Source organism: Microbacterium oleivorans, from assembly GCF_001644225.1.
Lineage (GTDB): Bacteria > Actinomycetota > Actinomycetes > Actinomycetales > Microbacteriaceae > Microbacterium > Microbacterium gawkjiense.
Map to the genome: position 1 here is coordinate 359,109 of NZ_LSTV01000002.1, position 12,775 is coordinate 371,883.

Genomic DNA, 12,775 nt, shown 5'->3' on the forward strand with positions numbered 1-12,775 from the left:
CAGGGGACGCGGAGTGCCTGGGGCTCTGCGCGACAGCGCCTGGGGTGCGTGGCTGGGGAGCTCGCACCCCAGGCAGTCCCCCCGTGTCGGGGTGGCGCGTAGGGTGAACGCGTGGACATCCGCGTCGCCGCGTACGCCGTCATCACCGACGGGGATCGCATCCTTCTCGCTCACTGGAACAGCCCCACGAGACCCGCGTGGACCATGCCCGGCGGGGGCATCGATCCCGGTGAGGATCCGAAGGATGCCGCGGTGCGCGAGGTCTTCGAGGAGACGGGGTTCCACGTGGAACTCGACGGCATCCTCGGCACCGACTCGCAGGTGATCGCCGCCAAGGACCGGCTGCACGGAGAAGGGCCCATCCAGGCGCTCCGCATCCTCTACCGCGCGCACATAGTCGGCGGCGACCTCCGCAATGAGGAGGACGGATCGACCGACGAGGCGGCGTGGTTCCCGCTCGCCGACGTTCCGGCGCTGACCCGGGTCGGCCTCGTCGACACCGCCCTGCGGATGGCGGGGCTGCTGCCTCAGGCCTGACGCTCGCCCATCGCCTGCGAGATGTCGGCGACCGTCGCGCCGTAGGCACGGATGAGGTCGTCGGCGTCGACGAAGAGGCTGAAGCCGTGGGCGCCGGCCCCCATCGCGATCCGTCGACCCGTGATGGTCTCGTCCGCGTAGACGGGCCAGTCCGTCGCGCTGCCGATCGGTGTGATCGTGCCGCGCTCGAACCCCGTCGCCGCGAGCGCGAGCTCCGGTTCGGGCAGCCGCAGTTTGTTCACACCGACCACGGCCCGCAGCTTCGGCCACGAGATGGCGCGATCGCCAGGGATGAGGGCGAACAGGTAGGTGTCGTCGCTGCGCTTGACGACGAGGGTCTTCACAATGTCGGATGCCGCGAGACCCAGGAGCCCTGCGGCTTCCTCGAGACTCCTCGCGGCCGGCCGGGCGACGAACTCCACCGACAAAGACCGGGAGCGCGCCGCTTCAGCGACGCGCTCCGACGGTACGGGCGTGGATTCAGGCATCCGGTGCACGCAGCGGGTCGTCCGCCACCCACAGCTCGTCGTCGGCACGCAGCGTCTGCCAGGCGGCGTAGAGCACACCGGCGGCCGCGGCGATGCCGAAGATGAGGGCGAGGACGCCGCCGGCGCTCGGGCCGCTCTTCTTCTCGGGGACGCTGAGCTTCTTCGTCGCCTTCTTGCCGGCCTTCTTCGCCTTCTTGCGGAAGTCGTCCGCGTCGAAGCCGCCGAGCCCCTTGCCCTTCGCCAGACGGTGACGCTTGTCGTTGGCGACGTCCCACACCGACAGGGCGGTACCGACGACGGCTCCCGCGGCGGGGACGACGGCGCCGTTGAGCACCTTGCGTCCGGTCTCGACACCGCGGTCGACGTAGGGAGCGGCGTACCGCTCGTAGGAGTGCTTGGCGGCGGGCACCACGTGGTCGTGGTTGTACTTGCCGAGCTGGCGACCCGCCTCGCGGGCGACCTCACCGGCCTGGCCGACCAGCACCTGCTGGGACTCCCAGAGGTTCGCAGCCTGCTTCTGCAGCTTGCGGAGTTCCTTCTTGGTCTTGCGGTTGAGGCTCACGGGGCCCTCCCTTTTCGGGGTTCATCCGGGGACGTAGTGGGTCCATACTGCCAGACGCATTCAGGCTGTGAGGGGGGTTGCAAGTGAGAGGATGATGGGTATGCCGATTCACTCCGCTGTCGCAACCCTGCACACCACCCACGGCGACATCGTCGTCAACCTGTTCGGCGACCAGGCGCCGCGCACCGTCAAGAACTTCATCGGCCTCGCCGACGGATCCCAGGCGTGGACGCACCCCGCCACCGGCAAGCCGGGCGAGGGTCCCCTCTACACCGACGTCATCTTCCACCGCATCATCCCGGGCTTCATGATCCAGGGCGGCGACCCGCTCGGTCAGGGCATCGGCGGACCGGGCTACAACTTCGACGACGAGATCAGCCCCGAGCTGACCTTCAGCAAGCCCTACCTCCTCGCCATGGCGAACGCGGGCCTGCGCCGCAACGCCATCACGGGCAAGGCCGAGGGCACCAACGGGTCGCAGTTCTTCATCACGACCGACCCGACCCCGTGGCTCAACGGCAAGCACACGATCTTCGGCGAGGTCGCCGATGACGCCTCCCGCAAGGTGGTCGACGCCATCAGCGCCGTCCCGACCGGTGCGCAGGACCGTCCGCTCGAGCCCGTCGTCATCTCCTCGATCGACATCGCCGAGGCCTGATCCCTTCGTGACCTCGGCCGACCCCCGGACTGATCCGGACAACTTCTGCTACCGGCATCCCGACCGTCAGAGCTTCGTGCTCTGCCAGCGGTGCCTCCGCACCATCTGCCCCGAGTGCCAGACGCCGCTGCCCGTGGGCGTCATCTGCCCGGAGTGCCTCGCGGAACAGCAGAAGGGTGCGCGGTCGGCCGAGGTGAGGCGGATGCCGGGGCGGTTCGCCCGCAAGCTGCGCAGCGACCGCCCCGTCGTCACCTACGCGATCATGATCGTCACGATCGCGATGTACCTCGTGCAGCTCATCCCCGTCGTGGGCGGCGCCGTCACGGGCGGGCTCGCTTTCGCTCCGCCGTACGTCGTCCCGGGCAGCGGGGCGCCCTTCGAGCCGTGGCGGATGCTGACGGTCGCCCTCGTGCACTCGACCCCGCTGCCGTTCCACGTCGCTCTGAACATGCTGGCGCTGTGGGCTCTGGGCCGCAGCCTCGAACCCCTTCTCGGCAAGGCGCGGTTCCTAGCCCTCTACGCGCTGAGCGCGATCGGCGGATCGGTCCTCGTCGCGCTCATCGCGCCGGGGTCCGCCGTCGTCGGTGCATCCGGCGCGGTCTGGGGTCTGCTCACGGCCATGCTCATCATCGGGCGACACGTCGGCGCGAACATCCTCCCGATCGCGATCCTGCTCGGGATCAACCTGGTGTTCTCGTTCGTGGGTGCCGGGGTGTCCTGGCAGTCGCACATCGGTGGCGGTCTCGTGGGTCTGCTGGTCGGCTTCGTCTTCGCGAGGACGCGCGCGCAGAACCGTCAGGGCCTGCAGGCGCTGCTGCTCGTCGCCGTCGGGATCGGCCTCATCGCCATCGCCGTGACCGTGCCGGGTCTGCTCTACCTCTGAGTTATCCACAGGTTCATCCACAGGTGGGGATGAATCACACCGGTGTAATTCCCCTCGAGGACAAGGGATGCCGCGGTCTCAGCGCCAGCGCGTCGTCATCAGGAACCCGATGAACGCGATGCCGAAGCCGATCGCGAGGTTCCACGGCCCGATGTCGGGGATCGGGAAGGCTTGGCCGCTCAGGTAGAAGACGATGATCCAGATCAGACCGATGAGCATCAGCCCGAGCATGATCGGCTTGAACCAGACGGGGTTGGGGGCGGCGTCGCCCTCGGTCTGGACGAGTCGGTCGTCGTCCTTGTCTCCACGTGCCATGGGGGGAAGTCTACCTGCCAGCCCGGATCCAGCCTTCGCTGGCTAAACTCCGATCGTGACCGACTCCTCGCCCACGGAGCACCCCACCCGACGTTCCCGTCGTCCGCGCCCTCGTCGTCGCGCGACGGTCGCGAGCGTGTTCGGCGAGATCCTGCTCACGGTCGGTGTGCTGACCCTGCTCTACGTGTCCTGGCACACCTGGATCGGCGACGCGATCGTGCAGAGCGAGCAGCACGCTGCCGCGCAGGCGCTCGCGGAGGAGTGGGCGAACGAAGCGCCCGAGACCCCGGAACCGTCCGAGACCCCCGCGCCCGATGCGACCGCGGAGCCGGAGGGCCCCGCGGCGATCCCCGTCCTCGGCGAGCAGTCCCACGGCGACGTGTTCGGGATCATGAAGGTGCCGCGCTTCGGCTCGAACTGGCAATTCAAGATCGCCTCCGGGATCACCCGCCCCGACATCCTCGACCGCGGCGAGATCGGCCATTACCCCGACACCGCGATGCCCGGTGCGGTGGGCAACACCGCCTACGCCGCGCACCGGTGGACCTCGGGCGCCCCGTTCGACCCGATCGACCGCCTCGTCATCGGTGACGCGATCGTCGTCCAGACGAAGGCGGGCTGGTACACCTACCGGTTCCGCTCGCTCGAGTACGTCCAGGAGACGCAGGTGCAGGTGCTGCTCCCCGTCCCCAACCAGCCCGGCGTCGAAGCCGACGGCCGCTACCTGACGCTCACGAGCTGTGCGCCGAAACTGAACTCCCTGGAGCGCATCATCGCCTACGCCGTGTTCGACGAGTTCACCCCGACCGCCGACGGCCCGCCGGCGTCGCTGACCGCAGGGGTGGACGCCTGATGTACGCGGCGCTCTGGCGTGTGCTTCCCGGCCCGTGGTGGGTGCGGGTCCTCATCCTGATCGTGCTGGCCGCGATCATCTTGTACCTGCTCTTCTACTACGCGTTCCCGTGGGTGTTCCACACGCTGTGGCCGAACGAGGAGTCCACCGTCGGCGGCGGCGGGTGACCAGCGGCATCCGTGTCCTCGTCGTCGACAACCACGACAGTTTCGTCCACACCCTGATCGGGTACCTCGTCGAGTTGGGCGCCGACGTCGAGATGGTCGAATCGGATGCCGCGGATGCGCTCTCGCGGGTGGACGCGGCCGACGGCGTCGTGATCTCTCCCGGCCCCGGCACGCCCGAGGATGCGGGTGCGTCGATCCAGATCGTCCGGCGGTGCGCCGCCACGGCCACCCCCCTGCTCGGCGTGTGCCTCGGGCATCAGGCGATCGCGGTCGCGTTCGGCGGGGTCGTCTCGCACGCTGCCGACCTCATGCACGGACGCACCTCGCCCGTGCACCACGACGGCACCGGGGTGTTCGCGGGACTGCCGTCGCCGTTCACGGCCACGCGCTACCACTCGCTCGCCGTCGAGCGCGACCGCGTTCCGGCCGACCTGCGCGTCACGGCGTGGACGGAGTCCGGCACGGTCATGGGGCTCGCGCACCGTTCGCTGCCGCTGGTCGGGGTGCAGTTCCACCCCGAGAGCGTGCTCACCGAGGGCGGTTACCTGCTGCTGGGCACGTGGCTGGAGGGCATCGGAGTGATGGATGCCGCAGCGCGCGGCGCCCGGCTGTCACCGCATCGCACCGTGGCGTGACCTCGGGGGTCAGCCGCTGCAGGTCGTGAGGACGATCTCCGACCCCACGGGAACCTCGCCGATCGCCGACTGCACCTTCACCATGCGCGGGTCGGTGGCCGGGCAGGAGGGATCCTCCTGGATGACGGGCTCGAGGCCGTACTCGTCCGAGCGGAGGATCTCGGCGGCCTTGTCGACCGTGTAGTTCAGCGCGAAGTCCTCGACGGTGACGGTACCGGTGGCGACGACGAGGTCGACGGCGGTGTTGAGGGGGACCTCTTCGCCGGCGGTCACGGGCGCGCCGTCCACCGATCCGCTGATCACGACATCGGCCGCCAGGGCCGGGTCGTTGCGTCGTGTGATCGAACCGAGCGTGAGGCCCTCCTGCTCGAGGGCGGTCGTCACCTCGTCGACCGTCAGGTTGGCGAGGGTGGGGATGGCGGCCATCTCGACACCCTCCGAGACGTACACGGTGACCTGGTCTCCCGGTGCGACGGTGGTGCCGGCCGCGGGGTCGGTGCGCACTACGGCGCCCTCGGGGACGTCGGCGCTCGTCTCGCCGACCTGCAGCGGGTCGAGCTGATCCTTGTCGAGGACCTCCTGCGCGCGGTCCCAGGTCATCGTCACGACGTCGGGGACGGTGAGCGCGTTCGGGGTAACGGTCCCCTCCTCCGGGCGGATCGTGTTCACCCAGATGAAGACCGACACGAGCAGCACGGCGAGCATCGCGATGCCGGCCCACACCCACGCGACGGGGGGCCCGGCCTGCGTGCGGCGCATCGTGTCGTCGCTCGTCAGTTGGCGCAGCGACCGCGCCGTCTCGGCCGCCTGCTTCGGGTCGGGGCCGTACAGCTCGTTGCTGAGGTGCTCGACGCGTCGCTTGCTCGGCGCCTTGCGGCCGGTCGCGGCGGCGAGGGCGTCGCGGAAGGCGACGGCGGTCTGCGGCCGCTGGAACGGGTCCTTCGCGAGCGCGCGCAGCACAAGGGCGTCGAGCGACCGCGGCACGGTCTCGACCACCTCGGACGGCGGGACGGGCGCCTCGGACACGTGCTGATAGGCGACCGCGATCGGGTTCTCGCCGCGGAACGGCGGCTGCCCTGTCAGCAGTTCGTAGAGGACGATGCCGGCCGAGTAGATGTCGGCGCGGGCGTCCACAGGGTCGCCCTTGGCCATCTCGGGCGAGAAGTACGACGCGGTTCCGATGATCGCGGTGGTCTCGGCGACCGTCGACGACGAGTCCGACACGGCACGCGCGATGCCGAAGTCCATGACCTTCACCTGACCGGCATCCGTCACCATGACGTTGCCGGGCTTGATGTCGCGGTGGACGACGCCGGCCCGGTGGGAGTACTCGAGGGCTTCGAGGATGCCGTCGGTGTAGCGCAGGGCGTCCTCGATCGGGACGGGACCCTCGCTGATGATGTCCTTCAGCAGGCGCCCCGAGACGAGCTCCATGACGATGTACGGTTCGGGATGCGGCTGCCCCGCGGCATCCGTCCTCGTCTCCTCACCGGCATCGAAGACACGGACGATCGCAGGGTGCGACATGCGCGACGCGGACTGCGCCTCGAGGCGGAACCGCGTGCGGAACGCCCCGTCGGCGGCGAGATCCGGCTCGAGGATCTTGATGGCGACGTCGCGCCCGAGCGTGAGGTCCTGCCCGCGGTACACCGAAGCCATGCCGCCTCGGCCGATGAGGTCATCGACGCGGTAGCGGCCCGAAAGCACGCGTTGCTGTACGGACACATCACTCCCCGGAATGGAACCCGGACAGCCTATCCGACCCCGCTCGAAAGCCCGCTGAAAGCGGTCGTGGTCAGCCGTCGCCCTCGCCGTCGGCCGGCGGGGTCTCCTCGGGCGCGGGCACGATCGACGCCGACGCCTCGGGAGAGCTCCCCGACACACGCTCGGTGCTCTCACCCGTGCACGTGACGGTGTAGGTCACCGAGAGGGCCTGGCTGTTCTCGTCGACGACGATCTTCGCCGGGCGCTGGTCGATGTCGAAGCTCGCCGTCGACTCGCCGTTCGTGTCGAAGATGCCGCCCGAGAGCGTCATCGTGTAGCTCGACGCCGTGGGAGACCCCGCGGGGCAGGTGTAGCTGTCCCACATGACCTGGACCGTCGACCCGGCGGTGACGGTGCCGTCGCCGTTGCCACCCTCGATGCGGGGGGCGGCGGGGACTCCGAGCGCCGCGGCGTCGGCGTAGTACAGCAGCGTGATCTCGCGGTCGAAGCGCACGTTGCCGGTCGGATCGACGCTGTACACCTGACCGGCTTGGTCGTCCGTGTCGGCCTGATCACCGCGCTCGCAGACGACGTTGTCGAAACCGTTGTCGTTGAGGATCGCGGTGGCTTCCTCGCACGTCTTCCCCTCGAGCCCCAGGGTCGCGGGGTTCGCGGTCGTCGGCTCGGTCTCGGTGGGGGTCGGTGCGGGTGAGGAGGGCGGGACGCTGGCGCTCGACGGGGGGTTCGAGGGCGTGTTGCTCGGAGCCGCGGTGTTGCCCTGCGGCATGAAGAGTGCGATGAGCCCACCGATCAACACGATCGCCAGCAGCGCGATGAGCGCGACCAGGGGCCAGGTCCACGGGCTGCGCTTCTTCTTGCGCTGCGTCTGTTCGGACGATGCCTGGTCGGTGGACAGCGCGGCCGTGCCCGTGCCGACGGCGGCCGCAGCCCCGGCCCCGGCCGCGGCGGCTCCGCCCGCGGGCAGGAGGCGGGTCGTGGCATCCGATCCCGTGGTCGGGGTCAGCAGCTGCGTGAACGCGTCGGCGTCGGCGGCCCCGGCGATCGCGGGGACGATGGCCGCGGCGCCGGCGACGTCCCCACGACGCAGCGCGCCGGCGGCACGCGCGACGGCGGAGGTCGAGGCGGGACGTTCTTCGGGCTTCTTCGCGATCATGCTCATCACGAAGCGCTGCACGGGCTCGGCGACCGTGTCGGGCAGCGGCGGCGGGGTGTCGTTGATCTGCGCCATCGCGATGGCGACCTGCGACTCACCCGTGAACGGACGACGACCCGCGAGCAGTTCGTAGGCGACGATGCCGAGCGAATAGATGTCGGTGGAAGGGGATGCCGCGTGCCCCGACGCCTGCTCGGGCGAGAGGTACTGAACGGTTCCCATGACCTGGCCGGTCGCGGTCAGCGGCACCTGATCGGCGATGCGGGCGATGCCGAAGTCGGTGATCTTGACGCGGCCGTCGGGGGTGATCAGCAGGTTGCCGGGCTTGATGTCGCGGTGGACGAGCCCCGCGGCGTGGGCCGCCTGCAGCGCCGACGCGGTCTGCGCGACGATGTCGAGCGTCTTGTCGGTCGAGAGGGCGCCCTCGCGCTCGAGGATCGTCGACAGCGCCTCGCCGGGGACGAGCTCCATGACGAGGAAGGCGGAGCCGTTCTCCTCGCCGTAGTCGAAGACGCTGGCGATGCCCTCGTGGTTCACGAGCGCGGCGTGACGGGCCTCGGCGCGGAAGCGCTCGAGGAAGCCCGGGTCGCCCATGTACTCGTCTTTGAGGATCTTGATGGCGACCGTGCGGCCGATGACGTGGTCGGTGGCCTCCCAGACCTCGCCCATGCCGCCGATCGCGATCCGCGAGTCCAGTTCGTACCGTCCGCCGAAGCTCACACCCTGCGTCGGTCTCATTCGCTCAGCACCGCCTCAATCACTTTCTTCGCGATCGGGGCCGCGATCCCGTTGCTCGTGCCGTTCTGGCCGAGCCCACCACCGTTCTCCACCATCACCGTGACGACCACTTCCGGGTCTTCTGCGGGCGCGAAACCGGTGAACCAGAGCGTGTACGGGTCCCCCGGATTGTGCTCCGCCGTTCCGGTCTTCCCGGCGACGTCGACGCCGTCTATTCTCGCACCCGACGCCGCACCGTTTTGGACATTGCCGATCATCAGGGTCGTCATCGTCTCGGCCACCTCGGGGGTCAGCGCCTCGCCGAACTGCGTGTTCGCCGGCTCGTCCTGCACCGTCAGATCGGCCGCGACGACGCGGTCGACCATCCGCGGGTTCATGACGACGCCGTCGTTCGCGATGCCGGCGGCGACCATCGCCATCTGCAGCGGGGTGGCGCGCACGTCGGTCTGACCGATGCCGCTGAGCGCGGTCTGCGGCTCGTCGAAGCCCTCGGGGTAGCTCGACGCGGCGACGTCGAGGGGGATCTCGAAGGCCGAGTTGAAGCCGAACTTCTGCGCCTGTTCACGGATGGCGTCGGTGCCCAGCTCGAGCGCGAGCTCGGCCATGGGGATGTTGCAGCTGAGCCGCAGCGCGGTCTCGAGCGTCGTCTTCTCCCCCGGTCCGCACGTGCCGCGGTCGAAGTTGTGCAGGACGTTGTTCGTTCCCGGGAGCGTGAAGGTCGCCGGGTTGTCGAACTCGGAGTCGGGGGTGTACTTCCCCGAGGCGAGGGCGGCCGACGCGACGACGAGCTTGAAGGTCGATCCGGGGGGCTCCGTCTCGCGCGTCACCCGGTTGGTGAGCGGTCGCAGCGGATCCGCCTGCAGCTCCTGATCGGCGGCGTTGACCGCCGAGCTGTTGTGCGAGGCGAGCTTGTTGGTGTCGAAGCTGGGGCTGGTGGCCATCGCGAGGATGCGGCCCGTGTCGGGCTCCATCGCGACGACCGCGCCCTCGAGTCCGTCCAGCGCGTCGTACGCGACCTTCTGCACCGCGGGGTCGAGCGAGAGGAGCACGTTCGACCCGCGCGGCGGCTGGCCGCTCACGATCTGGTCGAGACGGGTCAGGAACTGCTGGCTGCCGGTGCCGGCGAGGGCGGCGTTCATCGCGTACTCGAGCCCGGTCGAGGAGCGCAGGACGGGGTTGATGAACCCGGTCACGGGCGCCCACATCTCGGCATCCGGATACGTACGGATCCAGCTGTAGACGTCGTCGCTCGGCTCGGACGACGCGATCGCCGTGCTGCCGGCGAAGATCGTGCCGCGCTGCACCGCGTACGAGTCGTACAGCGTGCGCCGGTTGTCGGGGTTCTCGTTCAGCTGACCGGCGAGGGCCACCTGGATCACGCTCGTCGCCGCGAACAGGCTGAGGAACATGAGGAGCACCACGACGCTCAGTCGACGGAGTTGCTTGGTCATCCGATCACCACCCGGGGCCTGGAGCGGACGGCATCCGAGATCCTCAACAGGATCGCGATGATGAGGAAGTTCGCGATGAGGGAGGAACCGCCGGCCGCGAGGAACGGCATCGTCAGACCCGTCAGCGGGATGAGACGGGTGACGCCGCCGACCATGATGAACACCTGCAGCGCGAGGGTGAACGACAGCCCCGTCGCGAGCAGCTTTCCGAAGTCGTCCTGACCCGCGATGCCGATCCGGATGCCGCGGCTGACGAAGACCATGTAAAGGGCCAGGATCGCGAAGACGCCGACCAGGCCGAGTTCCTCACCGAGGCTCGGGAGGATGTAGTCGTTGTGGGCGAGCGGCGTCAGGTCGGGTCGGCCCAAGCCCCAGCCGGTGCCGATGAGTCCGCCGTGGGCGAGGCCGAAGATGCCCGAGACGAGCTGGAAGCTGCTGCCGTTGATGTAGTCCGGGTTGAAGGCGTCGAGCCAGTTCGAGAACCGGGAGGCGACGTAGGGCAGGACCTGCGAGGCGGCCAGGGCGCCCGCGACGGCCAGGAGGACGCCGAGGATCGCCCAGCTCGCCTTGCCCGTCGCGACGTAGAGCATCGCGATGAACATGCCGAAGATGAGGATGCCGGTACCCAGGTCGCGCTGAAGGACGATGATCCCGAGCGAGACACCCCACACGATCAGCAGCGGCCCGAGCTGGCGGGCGTGCGGCCAGGTGATTCCGAGGAAGCGCGTGCCGACCGAGGTGAGGGCCTCGCGGGTGCGGACGAGGTAGCCGGCGAAGAAGATCGCGAGGCAGATCTTCGCGAGCTCACCGGGCTGGAACGAGAAGACACCGGCGACCGACACCCAGACGTCGGCGCCCGCCTCGATGCCGAGTCCCGGAACGAAGGGGAGCAGCAGCAGCAGGATGCCGCTGAGACCGAAGACGTAGGTGTACCGGAACAGCACGCGGTAGTTGCGCAGGAAGATCACGATGAGGATGGCGCCGCCGATCGCGATCGCCGCCCAGACGAGCTGACGGAACCCGAGCGAGGACCAGCCGACGCGGTCCTCGGCGATGTCGAGGCGGTAGATCATCGCGACGCCGACGCCCGTGAGGAGCGTCGCGATCGGCAGGACGAACGGGTCGGCGTCGCGGGCGCAGATGCGCGTCACGATGTGCAGCGCGAGCGACAGCCCCGCCAGCCACCCGCAGTACGAGAGGAACGTCGGGTCGATCTCGTCGCGGGTGCCCAGCTGGACGAGCAGCACGGCGACCGTCGAGACGATGATGGCGAACACGAGCAGGCCGAGCTCGCGGTTGCGCTGGGTCGCCGGCATCCGGAGTTTCCGGAGTGCCTTGATGACCGTCGTGTCGGTTTCTACCGCGGCTGTCATGGGGTCCCCTGGCGGAGGTTGTCGACGATCGCCTCGGCGTCGGCGAGGGATCGGGCGGAGATGGTCTGCTCCACGGACAGCCGCTGATAGGCGGGCAGGTCCGCGAGGAGGATGTCGGTGTCCTCGTACGGCGTGGACAGCGAGATCGGACCGATGTCCTGCTGGATGCCGCGGTAGATCACGACGCTGTCGTCGTCGGGGCCGACGAAGTAGCGCGTCTGCGTCCAGGCGTAGCCGGCGAAGACGCCCGCGGCGAGCACCGCGACGATCGCGATGAAGCCGACGAACCACCAGACGCGGCGGCGGCGCGCGCGGCGACGGTCCTCTTCGATGAGCTCCTCGAGGTACTCGGCCGCGGGCTCGAAGTGGCTGGGCTCGTTCGCCGCCTGGCGTCCGGTCTGGAACCAGCCCGTCCGGGCGGGGCGCGCGACGGGGACCTCGATGCCCTTCGGAGTGGCCGCGGACCCGACGATGGTCGCGGTGCCGCTGAACATCGGATGCCGCCCGCCCACGTCGACGAGGACGATCGTGACGTTGTCGGGGGCACCGGCATCCAGCGCCAGCTTCAGGAGCATGTCGGCGGTCCGACCCGGCGCGAGGTCCTGGCGCAGGACCTTGGCGGTCTGCGCGTCGTCGACGACGCCGCACAGTCCGTCGGAGCAGATGAGCCACCGGTCGCCCGGCTGGGTCTGCATGATGAACGCGTCGACCTCGGGGTCGGTGCCCATGTCGCCGAGCACGCGCATGAGGACGGACCGGCGCGGGTGGTAGCGCGCCTCTTCGGGGGTGATCCGGCCCGAGTCGACGAGGCGCTGGACGAAGGTGTGGTCGGTCGTGATCTGCGTCAGCACGCCGTCGCGGAAGAGGTAGACGCGGGAGTCGCCGATGTGGGCGATGACGGCGTAGTCGTCGACCATGAGCACGGCGCTGACCGTCGTGCCCATGCCGGCCAGCTCGGGGCGCTCGGTGACCGTGTCGACGAGGACGTGGGCGGCGTCGACGATCGCTTCACGGAGCTCGCGCTCGGCTTCGGCCGGCGTCGGGAATGCGTGGTCGAGGCCCTCGAGGTGGTGGACGGCGATGCTCGAGGCGATGTCACCGCCGGCGTGCCCGCCCATGCCGTCGGCGACGACGAACAGGTTCGAGCCCGAGAAGCCCGAGTCCTGGTTGTTGGAGCGGACCTTCCCGGTGTGCGAGATGGCGGCGCTCGAGCCCTCGAAGACCATCGGTGCGGGCC

14 protein-coding genes are annotated in these 12,775 nt (G+C 69.5%); 6 read left to right on the forward strand and 8 right to left on the reverse strand.

Features of this window, described 5'->3' with window-relative positions:
* Positions 1-111 precede the first annotated feature (111 nt).
* Positions 112-537, forward strand: coding sequence for an NUDIX hydrolase (locus AYL44_RS08385; RefSeq protein ID WP_064002815.1), 426 nt, complete (start codon positions 112-114; stop codon positions 535-537).
* Here AYL44_RS08385 and AYL44_RS08390 read toward each other — a convergent pair.
* Both AYL44_RS08390 and AYL44_RS08395 read right to left on the reverse strand, forming a co-directional pair.
* Positions 528-1,025: an aminoacyl-tRNA deacylase gene (locus AYL44_RS08390; RefSeq protein ID WP_197471620.1), complete on the reverse strand. Its 498-nt coding sequence runs from the start codon at positions 1,023-1,025 to the stop codon at positions 528-530. The genes AYL44_RS08385 and AYL44_RS08390 overlap by 10 nt on opposite strands.
* Positions 1,018-1,587, reverse strand: coding sequence for a hypothetical protein (locus AYL44_RS08395; protein WP_064002817.1), 570 nt, complete (start codon positions 1,585-1,587; stop codon positions 1,018-1,020). Before AYL44_RS08395 ends, AYL44_RS08390 begins: the two co-directional genes overlap by 8 nt.
* A gap of 100 nt (positions 1,588-1,687) precedes the next feature.
* Between AYL44_RS08395 and AYL44_RS08400 the strand changes: the two genes are divergently transcribed.
* Both AYL44_RS08400 and AYL44_RS08405 read left to right on the forward strand, forming a co-directional pair.
* On the forward strand, positions 1,688-2,245 hold the full coding sequence (locus tag AYL44_RS08400; protein ID WP_064002818.1) for a peptidylprolyl isomerase: 558 nt from the start codon (positions 1,688-1,690) through the stop codon (positions 2,243-2,245).
* Between the two features lie 7 nt (positions 2,246-2,252).
* Complete coding sequence (locus AYL44_RS08405) at positions 2,253-3,128, forward strand: rhomboid family intramembrane serine protease (RefSeq protein ID WP_231872757.1); 876 nt, start codon at positions 2,253-2,255, stop codon at positions 3,126-3,128.
* 78 nt (positions 3,129-3,206) lie between these two features.
* On the opposite strand, the gene AYL44_RS08410 is transcribed toward AYL44_RS08405, so the two are convergent.
* Positions 3,207-3,443, reverse strand: coding sequence for a cell division protein CrgA (locus tag AYL44_RS08410; protein WP_064002819.1), 237 nt, complete (start codon positions 3,441-3,443; stop codon positions 3,207-3,209).
* Between the two features lie 55 nt (positions 3,444-3,498).
* Here AYL44_RS08410 and AYL44_RS08415 point away from each other — a divergent pair, with 55 nt between their 5' ends.
* From AYL44_RS08415 to AYL44_RS08420, 3 genes are read left to right on the forward strand one after another with little or no spacing between them, the layout of a single operon-like run.
* Complete coding sequence (locus AYL44_RS08415; protein WP_064002820.1) at positions 3,499-4,296, forward strand: class E sortase; 798 nt, start codon at positions 3,499-3,501, stop codon at positions 4,294-4,296.
* Complete coding sequence (locus tag AYL44_RS14695) at positions 4,296-4,463, forward strand: hypothetical protein (protein ID WP_197471621.1); 168 nt, start codon at positions 4,296-4,298, stop codon at positions 4,461-4,463. The genes AYL44_RS08415 and AYL44_RS14695 overlap by 1 nt, the downstream gene beginning before the upstream one ends.
* Positions 4,460-5,098: an anthranilate synthase component II gene (locus tag AYL44_RS08420; protein WP_064002821.1), complete on the forward strand. Its 639-nt coding sequence runs from the start codon at positions 4,460-4,462 to the stop codon at positions 5,096-5,098. Before AYL44_RS14695 ends, AYL44_RS08420 begins: the two co-directional genes overlap by 4 nt.
* Before the next feature lie 9 nt (positions 5,099-5,107).
* Here AYL44_RS08420 and pknB read toward each other — a convergent pair whose 3' ends face one another.
* The 5 genes from pknB to AYL44_RS08445 all read right to left on the reverse strand — a co-directional run bounded on the left by pknB (position 5,108) and on the right by AYL44_RS08445 (position 12,764).
* On the reverse strand, positions 5,108-6,805 hold the full coding sequence (pknB, locus tag AYL44_RS08425) for a Stk1 family PASTA domain-containing Ser/Thr kinase (protein ID WP_197471622.1): 1,698 nt from the start codon (positions 6,803-6,805) through the stop codon (positions 5,108-5,110).
* Positions 6,806-6,893: 88 nt separating this feature from the next.
* A complete protein-coding gene (locus AYL44_RS08430) occupies positions 6,894-8,714 on the reverse strand; it encodes a protein kinase domain-containing protein (RefSeq protein WP_082886158.1) in 1,821 nt (606 codons plus the stop codon).
* Positions 8,711-10,165 carry a peptidoglycan D,D-transpeptidase FtsI family protein gene (locus AYL44_RS08435; RefSeq protein ID WP_064002824.1) on the reverse strand — a complete coding sequence of 485 codons (1,455 nt, stop codon included), beginning with the start codon at positions 10,163-10,165 and terminating at the stop codon, positions 8,711-8,713. The genes AYL44_RS08430 and AYL44_RS08435 overlap by 4 nt, the downstream gene beginning before the upstream one ends.
* Positions 10,162-11,538 (reverse strand): FtsW/RodA/SpoVE family cell cycle protein, encoded by a 1,377-nt coding sequence (locus AYL44_RS08440; RefSeq protein ID WP_064002825.1) that lies wholly within the window; start codon positions 11,536-11,538, stop codon positions 10,162-10,164. The genes AYL44_RS08435 and AYL44_RS08440 overlap by 4 nt, the downstream gene beginning before the upstream one ends.
* Positions 11,535-12,764, reverse strand: a complete 1,230-nt coding sequence (locus AYL44_RS08445) for a PP2C family protein-serine/threonine phosphatase (RefSeq protein ID WP_064002826.1) — start codon at positions 12,762-12,764, stop codon at positions 11,535-11,537. The genes AYL44_RS08440 and AYL44_RS08445 overlap by 4 nt, the downstream gene beginning before the upstream one ends.
* Positions 12,765-12,775: the final 11 nt, after the last annotated feature.